This window comes from Kocuria turfanensis (genome assembly GCF_001580365.1).
In the GTDB taxonomy this organism is placed as follows: domain Bacteria; phylum Actinomycetota; class Actinomycetes; order Actinomycetales; family Micrococcaceae; genus Kocuria; species Kocuria turfanensis.
This window is the reverse complement of sequence record NZ_CP014484.1, coordinates 19,837-32,874: the sequence shown is the minus strand read 5'-3', so window position 1 is coordinate 32,874 and position 13,038 is coordinate 19,837. Positions and strand designations below refer to the sequence as shown.

At 63.1% G+C, this 13,038-nt stretch carries 14 protein-coding genes and 1 pseudogene; 8 read left to right on the top strand and 7 right to left on the bottom strand.

What is annotated here, in order from left to right; translation table 11 throughout:
* The first annotated feature begins 201 nt into the window (after positions 1-201).
* A complete protein-coding gene (locus tag AYX06_RS18955) occupies positions 202-834 on the top strand; it encodes a recombinase family protein (RefSeq protein WP_062737488.1) in 633 nt (210 codons plus the stop codon).
* Between the two features lie 900 nt (positions 835-1,734).
* On the opposite strand, the gene AYX06_RS18945 is transcribed toward AYX06_RS18955, so the two are convergent.
* From AYX06_RS18945 to AYX06_RS18930, 5 genes and pseudogenes are all read right to left on the bottom strand, one after another.
* Positions 1,735-2,148 (bottom strand): hypothetical protein, encoded by a 414-nt coding sequence (locus AYX06_RS18945; RefSeq protein WP_062737486.1) that lies wholly within the window; start codon positions 2,146-2,148, stop codon positions 1,735-1,737.
* Between the two features lie 395 nt (positions 2,149-2,543).
* A pseudogene (locus tag AYX06_RS18940) lies at positions 2,544-3,384 on the bottom strand (IS5 family transposase).
* Between the two features lie 119 nt (positions 3,385-3,503).
* Entirely contained in the window at positions 3,504-3,710 is a 207-nt protein-coding gene (locus tag AYX06_RS18935) for a hypothetical protein (RefSeq protein WP_147017918.1), read from the bottom strand.
* A 190-nt stretch (positions 3,711-3,900) separates the two neighbouring features.
* The gene (locus AYX06_RS20060; RefSeq protein ID WP_147017916.1) at positions 3,901-4,899 is read right to left on the bottom strand and encodes a DUF7687 domain-containing protein; all 999 of its coding nucleotides are present in this window, start codon (positions 4,897-4,899) and stop codon (positions 3,901-3,903) included.
* Complete coding sequence (locus tag AYX06_RS18930; RefSeq protein ID WP_062737484.1) at positions 4,896-5,141, bottom strand: helix-turn-helix domain-containing protein; 246 nt, start codon at positions 5,139-5,141, stop codon at positions 4,896-4,898. Before AYX06_RS18930 ends, AYX06_RS20060 begins: the two co-directional genes overlap by 4 nt.
* A 64-nt stretch (positions 5,142-5,205) precedes the next feature.
* On the opposite strand from AYX06_RS18930, the gene AYX06_RS19570 reads away from it, so the two are divergent.
* Positions 5,206-6,096, top strand: coding sequence for a DNA adenine methylase (locus AYX06_RS19570; protein WP_222596088.1), 891 nt, complete (start codon positions 5,206-5,208; stop codon positions 6,094-6,096).
* A gap of 166 nt (positions 6,097-6,262) precedes the next feature.
* Entirely contained in the window at positions 6,263-7,825 is a 1,563-nt protein-coding gene (locus tag AYX06_RS18925) for an IS1634 family transposase (protein WP_232319493.1), read from the top strand.
* A 30-nt stretch (positions 7,826-7,855) separates the two neighbouring features.
* Here AYX06_RS18925 and AYX06_RS20670 read toward each other — a convergent pair whose 3' ends face one another.
* Complete coding sequence (locus AYX06_RS20670; RefSeq protein WP_222596087.1) at positions 7,856-8,992, bottom strand: hypothetical protein; 1,137 nt, start codon at positions 8,990-8,992, stop codon at positions 7,856-7,858.
* A 420-nt stretch (positions 8,993-9,412) separates the two neighbouring features.
* On the opposite strand from AYX06_RS20670, the gene AYX06_RS18915 reads away from it, so the two are divergent.
* From AYX06_RS18915 to AYX06_RS18895, 5 genes are all read left to right on the top strand, one after another.
* The gene (locus AYX06_RS18915; RefSeq protein ID WP_062737482.1) at positions 9,413-9,991 is read left to right on the top strand and encodes a recombinase family protein; all 579 of its coding nucleotides are present in this window, start codon (positions 9,413-9,415) and stop codon (positions 9,989-9,991) included.
* A gap of 137 nt (positions 9,992-10,128) precedes the next feature.
* On the top strand, positions 10,129-10,773 hold the full coding sequence (locus AYX06_RS18910) for a recombinase family protein (protein ID WP_186815700.1): 645 nt from the start codon (positions 10,129-10,131) through the stop codon (positions 10,771-10,773).
* On the top strand, positions 10,773-11,057 hold the full coding sequence (locus AYX06_RS18905) for a hypothetical protein (RefSeq protein ID WP_062737481.1): 285 nt from the start codon (positions 10,773-10,775) through the stop codon (positions 11,055-11,057). Before AYX06_RS18910 ends, AYX06_RS18905 begins: the two co-directional genes overlap by 1 nt.
* Positions 11,038-11,520 carry a hypothetical protein gene (locus tag AYX06_RS18900; RefSeq protein WP_062737480.1) on the top strand — a complete coding sequence of 161 codons (483 nt, stop codon included), beginning with the start codon at positions 11,038-11,040 and terminating at the stop codon, positions 11,518-11,520. Before AYX06_RS18905 ends, AYX06_RS18900 begins: the two co-directional genes overlap by 20 nt.
* Positions 11,521-11,570: 50 nt before the next feature.
* Positions 11,571-12,404, top strand: coding sequence for a protein NO VEIN domain-containing protein (locus AYX06_RS18895; protein WP_062737479.1), 834 nt, complete (start codon positions 11,571-11,573; stop codon positions 12,402-12,404).
* A gap of 23 nt (positions 12,405-12,427) precedes the next feature.
* On the opposite strand, the gene AYX06_RS18890 is transcribed toward AYX06_RS18895, so the two are convergent.
* Positions 12,428-12,847, bottom strand: a complete 420-nt coding sequence (locus AYX06_RS18890; RefSeq protein WP_062737478.1) for a hypothetical protein — start codon at positions 12,845-12,847, stop codon at positions 12,428-12,430.
* Between the last annotated feature and the right edge of the window lie 191 nt (positions 12,848-13,038).

The window sequence follows — 13,038 nt, the reverse complement described above, 5'->3', positions numbered from 1 at the left end:
TCATAGTTGGTGTCTTTGAAGGCAAGGGATGCGAGACGTCTCGTCACGCTCGGGGCGACCGTCCCATTTCCTTGGTAGTGGGACAACCCGCGTGGAGATCCTTGCTCAGTGTGCATGATCGGCGTTTCCTGTACCAAAGCTTGGACCAAAAGTCATGAACCGGTTGGGCCGTACGGATTCGACTTCCGGTACGCTGGGCGCATGGAATTGGGCTACGCGCGGGTCTCGACGGCCAAGCAGGACCTCGATCGGCAGATCGATGCCCTTCGGCAGGTCGGGATCGCGCCCGAGCGGATCTATGTGGACAAGAAGTCCGGGGCCACCACGGACCGTCCCGGTCTGTCCGCGGCCCTGGCCTACGCCCGGAAGGGCGACGTGATCGTGGTGCACACCCTGGACCGGCTCGGGCGCACCGTGCGCGACACCCTGAACCTGATCCACGATCTGGCCGAGCGGGGGGTGGGGGTGCGCAACCTGGCGGATCCGATCAAGGTGGACTCCACTAACCCGAACGATCCGATGGCGCAGCTGGCGGTGGTGCTGCTGGCGCTGTTCGGGCAGATGGAACGGACCTACACCCTCGAGCGGGCCGCTCATGCCCGGTCGGTGGCCACGGCCAAGGGCCGGCGGATCGGGCGGCCTTCGGTGGTGGATCCGGACAAGCTGGCCTACGCAGCCCATCTGCGCGAGTCCGGGCACACCATGGCGGAGATCGTGGCCAAGACTGGCATCACCCGCACCACCCTCTACCGCCACCTCCCACCGAGGCCTCCGGAGTCGGTGACCGCCGGGCCGGTCACCGCCGCCGAAGCCGACCCTGATCCGACAGGCTGACTCCTCACCACACCCCTTGACTGTCCGGGCTCAGCCGGATGGGCATCCCCAGCTGGCTGGGCTCTGCCCACGGTCATGGGCGTTAGTGGCGATGATCCCCTCCGCACCGACGTCGGTGTTCCCGACGTCCGTCTTGAGCTTCTGCATTGGTTGCTCGACCGCCTCGGACCATGGGTGAGTAGCGCGTTGGACTGCCGGTGCTGCGGTGGCGGTGCTACGCAGGACCACCGGATGGGAGAGCTGATGGGTCAAGGGCAGGACCCGGTCGTGCTCCTGGGCGGGGAATCCCTCGCTGTGCTGGGAAAGCAGAAAGCCGGACATGGGATGGTGTCCGGCTTTCTGTGTGGGGGTGCCTTTCCGCCACAGCACCAGCGTGAAACACCGTGAGGGCCGCTGACTAGAGGCTTCGTGCCGTGGTGGACGCGTATGACCGAGTGAGTCCAGGGGGCGACGTCGATGATGATGGTTGCCCTGGGATCAACGTCGCTCACAAGAGCGCCGCCCGACCGAGGGGATGACTCGTCAGTCGGGGGCTGGGCTGAGCGACGTCTTCTGGGGGGCGGATCCGCCTGCCGCCGCTGCGAGATCGTGGATAGATGTGGCAGGGGCGGGGTGGCCCCCCGGCCATCCCGCCCCTGCGCTGCTTCGTCGCGGACCATGATCTGGCTCGCACCCTGGATCCCCCCGGAACCACGGTGCGCCCGGTCAACACGGCCGAAGCTGGAGGATGGTCTGATGCAGATCACCTGTCCCCCTGGTAATCCAGGATGCTCATCCCCGCCCCGTGCGGCAATGTCGGGGGTGTATTCGCGTTCACAACCTGAAACAACAATGTGCGGTCGTGAATAGAAGGGGTTGGGGTGGTCGGGCGTGGCGGGAAGGGGTGGCCCGTGCGCAGGATCAGCTCCCGATGCTCGAGGTCTCGTCCTCGAGCACCCACTCCGAGAGCTGTCCGGCCGGGACGACGAACGTGTCCTCGCGCAGCGACTGCGCCTCCTGGTCCGAGAGGGGTTCCTCGATGACCTCGGTGTCGTGGACGGCCTGTGCGGCTGCGTAGCCGGCGGCCAGTTCGGTGGCCCACTCCTGGTGGCCGGCGTAGCAGGGATGATCGGGATCGGAGCTGCACGCCTCCAGCCACCGTGCCGGCTCCCGCGGGGCAGAAGCGGCGGGCATCAGGTGCTGGTGCAGATCCCAGGTGACCTCGGCCCAACGGCCCGCGGGGGTGACCACCATGGGGTAGTAGGTGGCAACCCACTGGGTGGGAGAGGCCCGTTGCAGCTCGACGGCCAGGGCTCCAGGGGCAGAGGTCGTCATGTGTTGTTCCTGTTCGCAGGTGAGGGATGGTCCCGCGGCGCCGGCTTGGGGCAGGGCAGGGCCGTGCCGGCAGGCCGGGGCCCCGTGGTGATTTACCAGGGTAGGCGCAGGACCGATAATTCTAGAAGCAGGCTGAGCAATGTGACATCAAGCCGCTCCTCATGCCAAGGCTTTGAAGACGGATTTGCACAAGACACAACGGCGAGTGAGATGCCTTAATTTGCAAGGGCTCATCTGTATCACAACTATGTGTTTCAATTGTTGTGCCAATTTGGTGTACTCAAAGACCGTTGCGAGACACTCGGGTGTCTCGTGAGACAGGGTGATGCTGACCGGGCAAGGCAATGCTTCCGAACCCTGAGAAGGGCCGGGGGCTTAGAGGTCGCGCGGGTAGGTCAGGGTCTTCGGTGGGGTCGTGTGTCCCAGCGGTGAGTGGTCCAGGCGGTCCGAATCAGGCGCCGAACGATGATGATGGCGTTGGCCAGCGCGATCCAGGCGCGTTGGATCGCTTCGCTGCGATCGGTGACGATCTGCAGGGTGCGAAAGCCGTGGGTGTGCCAGGAGTTCGTGCGTTCGACCTTCCAGCGGTGGGTGTGGTTGATCGGGACGAACTGACCCTTCGGGCTGATCTGCCAGGTGCAGCCGAGCTCATCGAGCAGCTCGCGCGTGACGGCGGAGTCGTAGCCGGAGTCGAGGTGGACCGTGATGGTCTCGGGCAGGTCGAACCCGAACCTGCTCAGCCGCTCCAGGGTCCTCGCGCAGCAGCGGTGAGTCGTGCCGGTTGGCACCGGCGAGCTCGCACCCGATCGGGGTGCCGGCGCCCTCGACAAGCAGCGAACGTTTCAGGCCCGACTTCGCGCGGTCGACCGGGGACTTGCCGGTGTTGTCCCCGCCGCACGGGGCCTTGACGATGCAGCCGTCGACGACCAGGTCGCGCAGGTCCAGTCCCACGACCGTGTCGTAGGCCTCCAGCGCGGCCTGTTCGAGACGGTCGACCACACCCGCGGTGATCCACTCGTCGCGGCGGGCCCGCAGGGTCGTGGCCGAGACCCGGTCGTCGGCGTGCGCCTGGTAGGAGCCGCCCAGCACGAGCCGGGCCACGAGCTTGTCGAACACCACCCGGTCCGGTACCCGCCGCCGGTGACACCCCAACGGATGAGTGTCGACCCGCGCAGGGATCAGGACCTGGAACTGGACCCACAGCGGCTCGATGAAGGATGCTGGCACCGCAGGCACGGGACTCCTCGCGACGACGTAGATCTAGGCAATCCACATCGAAGCGGATATCCCGTGCCTGCGTCACATCCCCGACAAGCCGCGCCCTACCCGCGCGACCTCTTACTCATGCCCTGGTGTTACTCGTCTTCCATGCGGACCTGGAAGGTCACCAGGCCGCGCGATGAGCCGGAGTGGTGAGGGTCGCACTCAAAGTGCATTCGCTGGTCACCGATGAGCATGTCGAACGCCACGACGGGAATGCGAACGTTGGTGTGCGTGGAGACGTGCCGGTACTCATAGCTCACCAGCGTGCCCGCAACACTCTCGCCGTGGTGGTACTGCACAGTCACGAACTTGCCGAGGGCCGAAGGAGTCAGCCCTCCGTGGTGGACTTCCTGAATCTTTGACAATGCCTTGCCTCACTGCTGGGGGATGCTTACCCCTCCACTGTAGGAACGGCAGGGGACACGGCTTGTCATCACCAGACGCCCCAACCGACGCTGCCCCGGGGCCTCAAAGTTGCGCGCAATCCGCCTAGTCGACAACCGGCAACACAGGCGCAGTAGGGAGAGCCGGCTCCCTAGAGTCGGCATCCTTCCTAACTTCGACCCACCCCTGCATAAGCTGGGGAATCTTTTCGACCACCTCACGCCCAAAAAGAATCTCAGATACGTGACCCATATTTAAGATATCGATAAGGCGACACAGGTACGACTTACCTTTGTCCCACCATGTTTCCCTTGCATCCACGATCAATAGATGTTCGATTTTAATTTTGGTAGCAAGCTCCAGCTCTAGCCGCTCATAACCATCGAGGGCGCTAATATAGACTGCATCGCTGATTTTTGAGCCAAACGTAGTTGTATAGTAGTATTCTTTGAGTTCCCAAATCGCAATTGGATTGACGCTTGAGGGGTAAGCGCCATCCATGCGCCTGGAAAGTGCAGCGTAAAGCATTCCATCGTGGTCAATTACAGGCAAGCGTCGGGGGTCCTGTTCAAATTCCTCACCCGCCAGTTCATTTGCTACAAGCAAATTCACCATACCCGTAAGAAATGCGGGCTGCCTCATTGCCCCCTTCTGCTTATTGAAGGGCACTCGCACTTCCGTGCCATGCACGCGGTATTTGTATCCAACAGCGACTTCTGGACTGCCCTTGCCAGCACTGGAACCGTAGACTTCGCCCTCAAATACCGCACCCGTACTATTGACTACACTTTTGAATTCAGCAGCAGCTTCGTGCTTATCCATCAAATTAGACCGAATATCGCCATTGATAACCCCTGCCCTGTACTCGAAGTAATCGCAGAGCAGTTGTCCAAATTCTGATGGGGCAGAAGGCGTGCCAAGCGCCTCATAAGAACGGCCCAGTCGCTCCAACACTTCAATCATTTCTGCGATGGAAAAGGTTCGCACTTTCCCCGGCCCGCTTTTCTTGGTAGTACGCGTGGCATAGTTTGAAGCTTCTGGGATAATGCGCACATATGCCCAGAAAGTGGAGGGCTGGTTGATAAATCGTGAATCCGCTCTCATGGGGTCTCTATTTCCTCAAAAAGTTCAACGATTTGCCTAAGCGGCACCCCGAGAGCAAAGGCAACCTGCTCCAGCTCCACGAGGTCGAGGCGCCGGAGGCCGCCTTCGTACCGACTAACGAAGGACTGATCCTCGTCAATTAACTCGGCAACTTCGGCTTGGCTCATGCCGGTGCGGATGCGCAGCTCCCGCAGCAGCCGGGCAAGTTGCCTGTGCCTTTGCGAAGAGATCGACTTGTCCACAGGCACAGCAAAGCAACTGACTACCGATATGCAAAAAGTGCATGGCGCGATGTAGGCTGTCCTCGTGACGACGTACCCCGAAACCGAGACTCTCCCAATCCACATGGTGCAACCCTTAAAGAAGCAATTGCTGAAGTGGATTGGCAACAAGCAGCGCATGGCCCACGAGATTGCAAATCTTTTGCCCGGAGATATGCGCACTTACCATGAACCATTCTTGGGTTCTGGTGCTGTGCTGGGAACGCTCGCGCCCGAGCGAGCCTTTGGATCAGATGCGCTCGCTCCGCTGATGGAGATATGGAGCATGCTCTCCAGTGATACAGGCACGGTAGTGGAATGGTACCGAGAGCGGCGTCAGCATGTGGTTGACGTAGATTCAAAGAAGGAAACGTATGACCGCGTCAAGGCTTCGTATAATGCGAACCCTAATGGTGCGGACCTTCTATTCCTTTCCCGCACCTGCTATGGCGGTGTGGTCCGCTTCAGGCGCAGAGACGGACATATGTCCACGCCTTGTGGTGCACACACACCCATGCCAGTTGAAAAGTTTGCGAAGCACGTTGAACTGTGGCACGAGCGCACCAAGGGTGCAGCCTTCCGGAACCTAGATTTCCGGGAAGCCTTCCAAGAAGCGCAGGCAGGAGACGTCATCTACTGTGACCCGCCCTATACCGACACTCAAACTATTCTCTATGGGGCACAGGGCTTCGTACTAGAGGATCTCATTAGTGAAATTGATAAGGCCAAGTCGCGTGGTGTACGCGTTGCCTTGTCAATCGATGGCACGAAGCGTTCGGGACTGTACGAGGTCGTGCATCACTTCCCGGACGGTCTTTTTGAAACGGAAGCTGCGGTCACTGTGGGACGTTCCATGCTTCGTCGATTCCAGATGGTTGGACAGTCCCTTGAGGATGAAGTGGTGCACGACAGGCTTTTGCTTACTTACGCCGCATAGCCTCAGCCTGCCGCAGGGTGGCTTGGCCCCAAGGCTTGGGGGCACTTAATGCATCACCTGACTCGTGCCACTTGAGGGGTGTTGGTTGACTTGGCTGGTGTTGTCGCTGGTCAGGGTCTTGTGGTGGGGGTCGGCAACACACTAATCGTGTGAGTAGGGTCGGGTCGTGGTGTTCGTGTGCAAGGTCCGGACGGCGTCGGGAGCGACGGCGGTGCAGATCGCTGAGCGCCAGGGCGGACGGGACAAGGTCCTGGAGCACCTGGGCTCAGCGCACACCGACGCCGAGCTGACCGCGCTGCTGGAGGCCGCCCGGGTGAAGATGCACCCGGGCCAGGGCGAGCTCGACCTGAGCGCGGGCGCGGTGCCGGCGGGACAGTCGGTGATCACCGGCAAGAGCAGCGCGGTGCTGTGGCATGTTCTGACCAGCGCGTACGCCAAGTTGGGGTTCGATGCCCTGGGCGATGAGGCGTTCAAGGCGCTGGTGCTGGCGCGGATCGTGGAGCCGACGAGCAAGGCCGACTCACTGCGGGTGTTGGACGAGCTCGGTGTCCCGCACGCGTCGCTGCGCACGATGATCCGGTGCCTGGCCCGCGCCCAGGAACGCGGCTACCGCGACCAGATCGCGGCGGCGTGCTTCGCCCACGCCACCGGTCACGGGGACCTGTCGCTGGTCCTGTACGACGTGACCACCCTCTACTTCGAGGCCGAGCAGGAGGACGAGCTGCGCAAGGTCGGCTACTCGAAGGAACGGCGCGTGGACCCCCAAGTCGTCGTGGGGCTGCTCGTGGACCGTGCCGGGTTTCCCCTGGAGGTCGGGTGCTTCGAGGGCAACAAGGCCGAGACCACCACGATCCTGCCGATCATCGAGCAGTTCCAGCAACGCCACAACCTGGCCGACATCGTGGTGGTCGCCGACGCGGGCATGCTTTCGGCGGCGAACCTCAAGGAGCTCGATGCGGCCGGGTTGCGGTTCATCGTCGGCTCGCGGGTCACCAAGGCCCCGGGCGACCTCGCCTCCCACTTCCGGTGGCACGGGGATGCCTTCGCCGACGGACAGATCATCGACACCATCACCCCACGGGTGGCCACCGCCAAGGCGGCCTCCGTCAACGACGTCAACAAACGCGCCGAACCCGTCTGGGACCCCGCGGTGCACGAACGGTCGTGGCGGGCGGTATGGGCGTACTCCGCCAAGCGCGCCGCACGGGACCGGGCCACCCTCACCCTGCAGGAGAACCGCGCCAAGGCCGTCATCGCCGGCGAGAAGCCAGCCTGCACACCGCGGTTCGTGAAGACGGTGAACGGCTCGACGAGTCTGGACGAGAACGCCTTGGCCCGCGCCCGCAGCCTGGCCGGGCTGAAGGGCTACGTCACCAACCTGCCCGTCACGACCATGCCCGCAGCGGAGGTGATCGCCTCCTACCACTCGTTGTGGCAGGTCGAGGCCTCGTTCCGGATGAGCAAGACCGACCTGCGAGCCCGGCCCATGTTCCACCACGACCGCGACGCCATCGAAGCCCACCTCACCATCGTCGTCACCGCCCTGGCCGTCGCCCGCCATCTGCAGGACCAGACCGGGATGAGCATCAAGAAGATCGTCCAGGCTCTACGCCCGCTGCAACAGGTCACCGTCGTCATCGCCGGCCACCCCCACGTCGCCGCCGATCCGCTGACCGACACCGCCCGCGAGATCCTCACCGCCACCGGCACCGAATGGCCAACCCACTAAATTGGCACGACTCGGGTCTGATGCGGGAGTCTAAAGCACCGGTTCCAAGGCCCAGTCCCGCGCAGAACGCCCGCTGAGGAAACGCCACTCGGCCAAGCACTTGTCGCACTCAAGCCAGACACTGTGATCGCGGAATCCCGGGATGTTGTCATGCTCTTCGATAATCATCCCGTCACCACAGGGACACCGGAACTTAACGCGATCCGTAGTGCCTGCGCCAGCACCGAATCCTCCAACAGCTTCGGACGCCTCGCTGATGCTCTGAGTGCGGACGCCCGTTGACGGTGAAGTGGTTTCAAGCCATTCCCCGATTGCGGTCCGCGCCGCTTCGTACGCCTCAGAAGAGCGAGAAACCTCGGTGAGGAGGGTCAACAGGTCATCGGGCGTGGGAGTGAATCGGTGCTGACTGCTCCGTACACCTGCTACGTAGTCACTGGCGAAATCACCGATCGGGTCGTCCCGATCAGCCTGCGCCACCAACCAGTCATGGAACGGGGCTGATACTTCCACGGGAGCGGGCCTGACCCAGTGCCCCTCGACAGGCTCACCCGCAGCACATCGCCGGAGCGCGTCCTCCAAGTAGGTGAATCCAGGCGGGCGGTAGTGGTGTGCCTGTGGCTGATTCATCCCCTTATCGACCATCCCTCGCACGTAGCTGTGCTCGCGGTCGGGTATGCCGATCAATAAGTTCGGGCCGCCATCGCTGTCGTACTCGGCGATGGGGAGTCCCAGCGCAGCTGCAGCCCAGATCAGGCGACCATTGGTCACGTACGAGTAAGGGGCGGGAAGGAACTTCTCCGCAGTGTGTTTGAGCGTGTAGCTACCCACTTCCGGCGTAGCGGGCCCTTCAGTTGGGCTGAACATGCGAAGCACGTCAACGAGCAAGGCAAGCTGAATGTAGTCGGTCTCGCCGTTAAAGCTGAACGGCTTGTCCGCGTAGAACCCAACGTCGCCGAGGACGAACTCGCCGCCGTCGGCACCGATCAGTGCGTGATCTTCGAGAGTCGAAATCAGCTGTCGTGCGCTGACCCTTTCACCAAGGAAACCCTGCGCCAAGGGTGACTCCATCTGACGCAGTGCGGCTGTGTAATTGCACCCTGTGAAGTCTTTCCAGGCGCGGGCATCCTGCTGCACTGCGCGGTTGTTTGTGCGGTTATTGGACGTCATCTCAATCTCAATTCCGGGACTTGATAACCCCACGCGCACAAGCCCATTGGTATGAGAGAGATCTCTATCCGAAAGGCACTGGCATCTGGATCAGCAACTGTTGTCCTCGGCGTCCTCGTAGCGTGGGCACTCAGACTCGGAGAAGGGAGGTCCAGAAACCACCCGAGAAAGAGCATAGCCACGACCGCCCGGTGGGTCCATAGCTCCAGCGAAAAGCTAACTGGACCCAGAGGCTCGTATGCCCAGTCCCTGCCCGGTTTCGGTGCGGACGCGCACACAGAAGCCCCATGCGTCCGTCAACTCATCGCCCGCGGTGTTCCGTTGGGTATACCCCAGTGCAACAGTGCTGGCATCTATCGTTTCACGTGGCGTTAGGGTCATTTTCTGACCTTTGCCCCAGATATGTGCAAAGCTCTAAACATGGCGCAACATGCAGGGCAGCGAATCGGGTACGCCCGAGTATCGAGCACCGACCAGAACCTCACCCGGCAGCTCACCGCCCTGGGCGAGGTGAGCAGGGTGTTCGAGGAGAAGCAGTCCGGGGCCAAGCGTGAGGGGCGCACGGCCTTGGCGGACCTGATCGGCTACTCCCGGGCCGGGGATACGGTCGTGGTCTCCTCGATGGATCGGCTGGCCCGCTCGGTCGTGGATCTGAATCAGATCGTGGGGGAGCTGGTGGCCAAGGGCGTGGTGGTGGAGTTCGTCCACGAGCGGGTCACCTTCCAACCCGGTGATGCGGACCCGTTCGCGGAGTTCCAGCTGAACATCATGGCCTCCTTCGCCCAGCTGGAGCGGGCGATCACCAGGGAACGGCAGGCCGAGGGCATCCGTGCCGCCAAGGCCCGGGGGGTCTATCAAGGCAGAGCCCGCAAGCTCACCACCGAGCAACTGGACACCGCTCGTGAGCTGGTCGATACCGGGGTGCCCAAGGCCCAGGTGGCCCGTCAGCTGGGTATCGACCGTTCCACGCTCTACCGGTCCCTGGCTCGGAATCCATAGTGGCCGGCCCGCCGACGAGGGCCGGCCACAGCTTCCAAAATCCCGACTCGAAATCCAGGGCTCGATACGCGATGACTCAAAAAGCTCACAACAGCCTAGATTCGAGTCAACACGGCCGGCTGCTTGGCTACGCCCGAGTGTCCACCATCTCCCAGAACCTCGATGTGCAGCTGCGCGCACTCACCGATGCCGGAGTGCCAGCTGAGCTGGTCTTCACCGACAAGATCAGCGGCACCCAGGCAGAGCGCCCGGGCCTGGCCGCGCTTATGGCCGAGGCTCGGGAGGGGGACACCCTGGTGCTGTACTCCTTGGACCGGCTGGGCCGGTCTCTGGTGCACATGGTCACCACGATTGACGAGCTGATCCGCCGCGGAGTCGCGTTGCGCAGTCTTACCGACACCATCGACACCACCACTTCGGCCGGGCGCTTTCAGCTCAACGTGTTCGTGGCGATGGCCGAGTACCAACGCGCGCTGATCGTGGAGCGGGTCCAGGACGGGCTGGAGGCCGCCCGGGCCCGCGGGGTGCAGCTGGGGCGGAAGTCCCCGATCACCCCCGAGCAGGTGCGTGCTATCCACCGGCTGCACCGGGCGGGGCTGTCCCACTACAAGATCCACCGCCGCGTCGGGGTATCCAAGGGGGCAGTGGGACGGGTGCTGCGCGGGGAGATTAAGTCCCTGGCGCATGTGAGTCTGGAGCTACCCGAAGACGAGATTGACGTCTGGGACGCCGAGGCACTGGCGGCCACCCATAATGACCCCGCGCCGAGAGGAGACCGCTGATGCCCCGCATCCTGATCCCCTATCTGCTGTGGTGGGTGCGGTTGTACTACCGCATCGGTCACGGGATAGCGCACTGGGTGCTGCGCATCATCCCGATGCCGTCCGCGCTGCGGCACCGCCTGGCCGGCACCGTAGCCATCACCCCGTATCTGCTCATGGTGTGGGACGTGGTGGGCATTAACGACAACACCTGGCCGGCGATCGGAGTGGGCGCGGTGATCACGGGCCTGCTGTTGCTGCTGGTCCACGAAGCGGAGGCCCGCCGTGCAGTCATCCGACGTTGAGCGCTTCTACTCCCACGTCCTGAAAGGCCCGGAGCCCGAGTCGTGCTGGTTGTGGCTCGGCGCGATCAGCGATGACGGCTACGGCCGCTTCTGGTTGACAACCCCTAACGGACAGAGAGCAGTTGCCGCCCACCGCTTCTCCTTGGCCACCATCCATGGTGGCCTGACCGCGATCGAGGGGCTGACCGCGCTGCACTGGTGCGACGTGCCCCTGTGCGTGCACGCCTCCCTGGAGCCCTCCACGCACCTGCTGCTGGGCACACGGTCGGAGAACATGGCTGACCGGGCCATGAAAGGTCGGATGCCCTCGGCCACCGCCGCCCGCTGGCGCCGGCTGTCGAAGGCGGAACGCTCGGCCCGGTCCCGACAGCTGCGCGAGGAGCTCAAAACCCACGGGTGGGACGAGGACGTGGTGCGCGAGCTAGTGCACGGCATCGACCCCGACCATCCCACCCTGTTCTAGAACCATCACGTCCTGCATGTGCACCGAGAGACAAGGCTGAGTGAGATCCGATGGCTATCAACTTCAAGCTGTTCGACCAGAAGGTTCTCGATCCGAAGGAGTCATGGGCGGGACGGCCGTGGCAGGGCTGGGCTTCTGATGCGCACCTTGAAGAGGTCTGGGAGTACAACCGAGGAGTCTGGCGGTTCGGGGACCGTATCGAGGACGAGCGGATCGCCACCTTTTCCTGGCAAGGAAGAGTCGTGTTGGTGGCCGCCATCACCGGGGTCGAGGACGTCGGTCCCGAGTTCCAGCAGAACGGCCAACGACGTAGAGCTCTCCAGGGGTATGTGCTGCAAAAGGGCCATCCGGTGCGCGACGTCCTCATGTGTATCGAGCGGCCTCGGAACCGGGCTGCGCTGACTTACCATCCGACACCGGAACTCGATGAGGTTCTGGCGGCTGATGAGCCTAAGCACCCCGACTCCGGGGGACAAAGGCGGGTCCTGGACCCTCAGCGGCGAAAGGCACTGGAAGACGCCGCCCAGTCCCGCCTGGAGGCCTACTACCGCGATCGTGGGTGGGAGGTCGAGGACGTTCGCTTCGACGGCCCTTACGACGCCATCGCGCGGAAGAATGGACAGATCCGTTACCTAGAGGCCAAAGGCACGCAGTCCAATGGTGCGTCCGTGATCGTGACCAGCGGGGAAGTCGAACACGCTCGGCGCCACCCGGGTGAGTGCATCATGGGCATCCTTAGCGGCCTGCGGTTCACTCAGGACGGTGAGATCGACGATCAGGGCGCACGGTTCACCGTGAGTCCATGGGACCCAGCTGATGAGGACTTGCAGGCGACTCAGTACCGGTGGGTGACCACTCGCGAGACAGTCCTGCCCGCAGAGTGACCTGAAGAGTCACCGGGCAGGGTCTAAGCGTCGACGGTCTCTCGCTCCAGCTCACTGTCGACTGGAGTCGTCACGTCGGCGGAACCGGCGTCCTTCGGCGTCGCAGAGTCGTCACCCGCGTTGTCCTTCAAGAGGGCGCGCACCGCGGCTGCTGACAGCTCCAATCGCTGAGCGATATCGGAGACCGCCACCCGCTCACCCTTCATGCGCACCACCACACTGGCCTGCGCTTCCTTAGCCTGAGCCGCTTCCTGCTCGGCTTTGGCTCGGACCTCCGCAATACGCTGCTCGGCCGTCTCCATGATCTGCTCGGCCTCGCCCTGAGCGACGAAGAACTCCTCACCCAGCTCCAACAACCGCTGCTCCCGCGCCATCGACTCCGCGGCCGCCCGGCGGGCACGCTCCCGCGCCTCGGTCTTCGTCGCACTCTTACGCTGCGCCATCACCACTCCTTCACATCAGCAACACCATTCCCTCCCATTGAACACCAACCCCGGCCTAACGGTTATAGACCAACTTCTCCACACCGACCCGTTCCGCCGGCCGAACCGGCGGTGCGAGAAAGGGCCCCTAACCGGCGGCAGTGCTCTGAGCTGTGGTGGGGGCTGTGGACCGCTTCCGAGATTCATCCTCC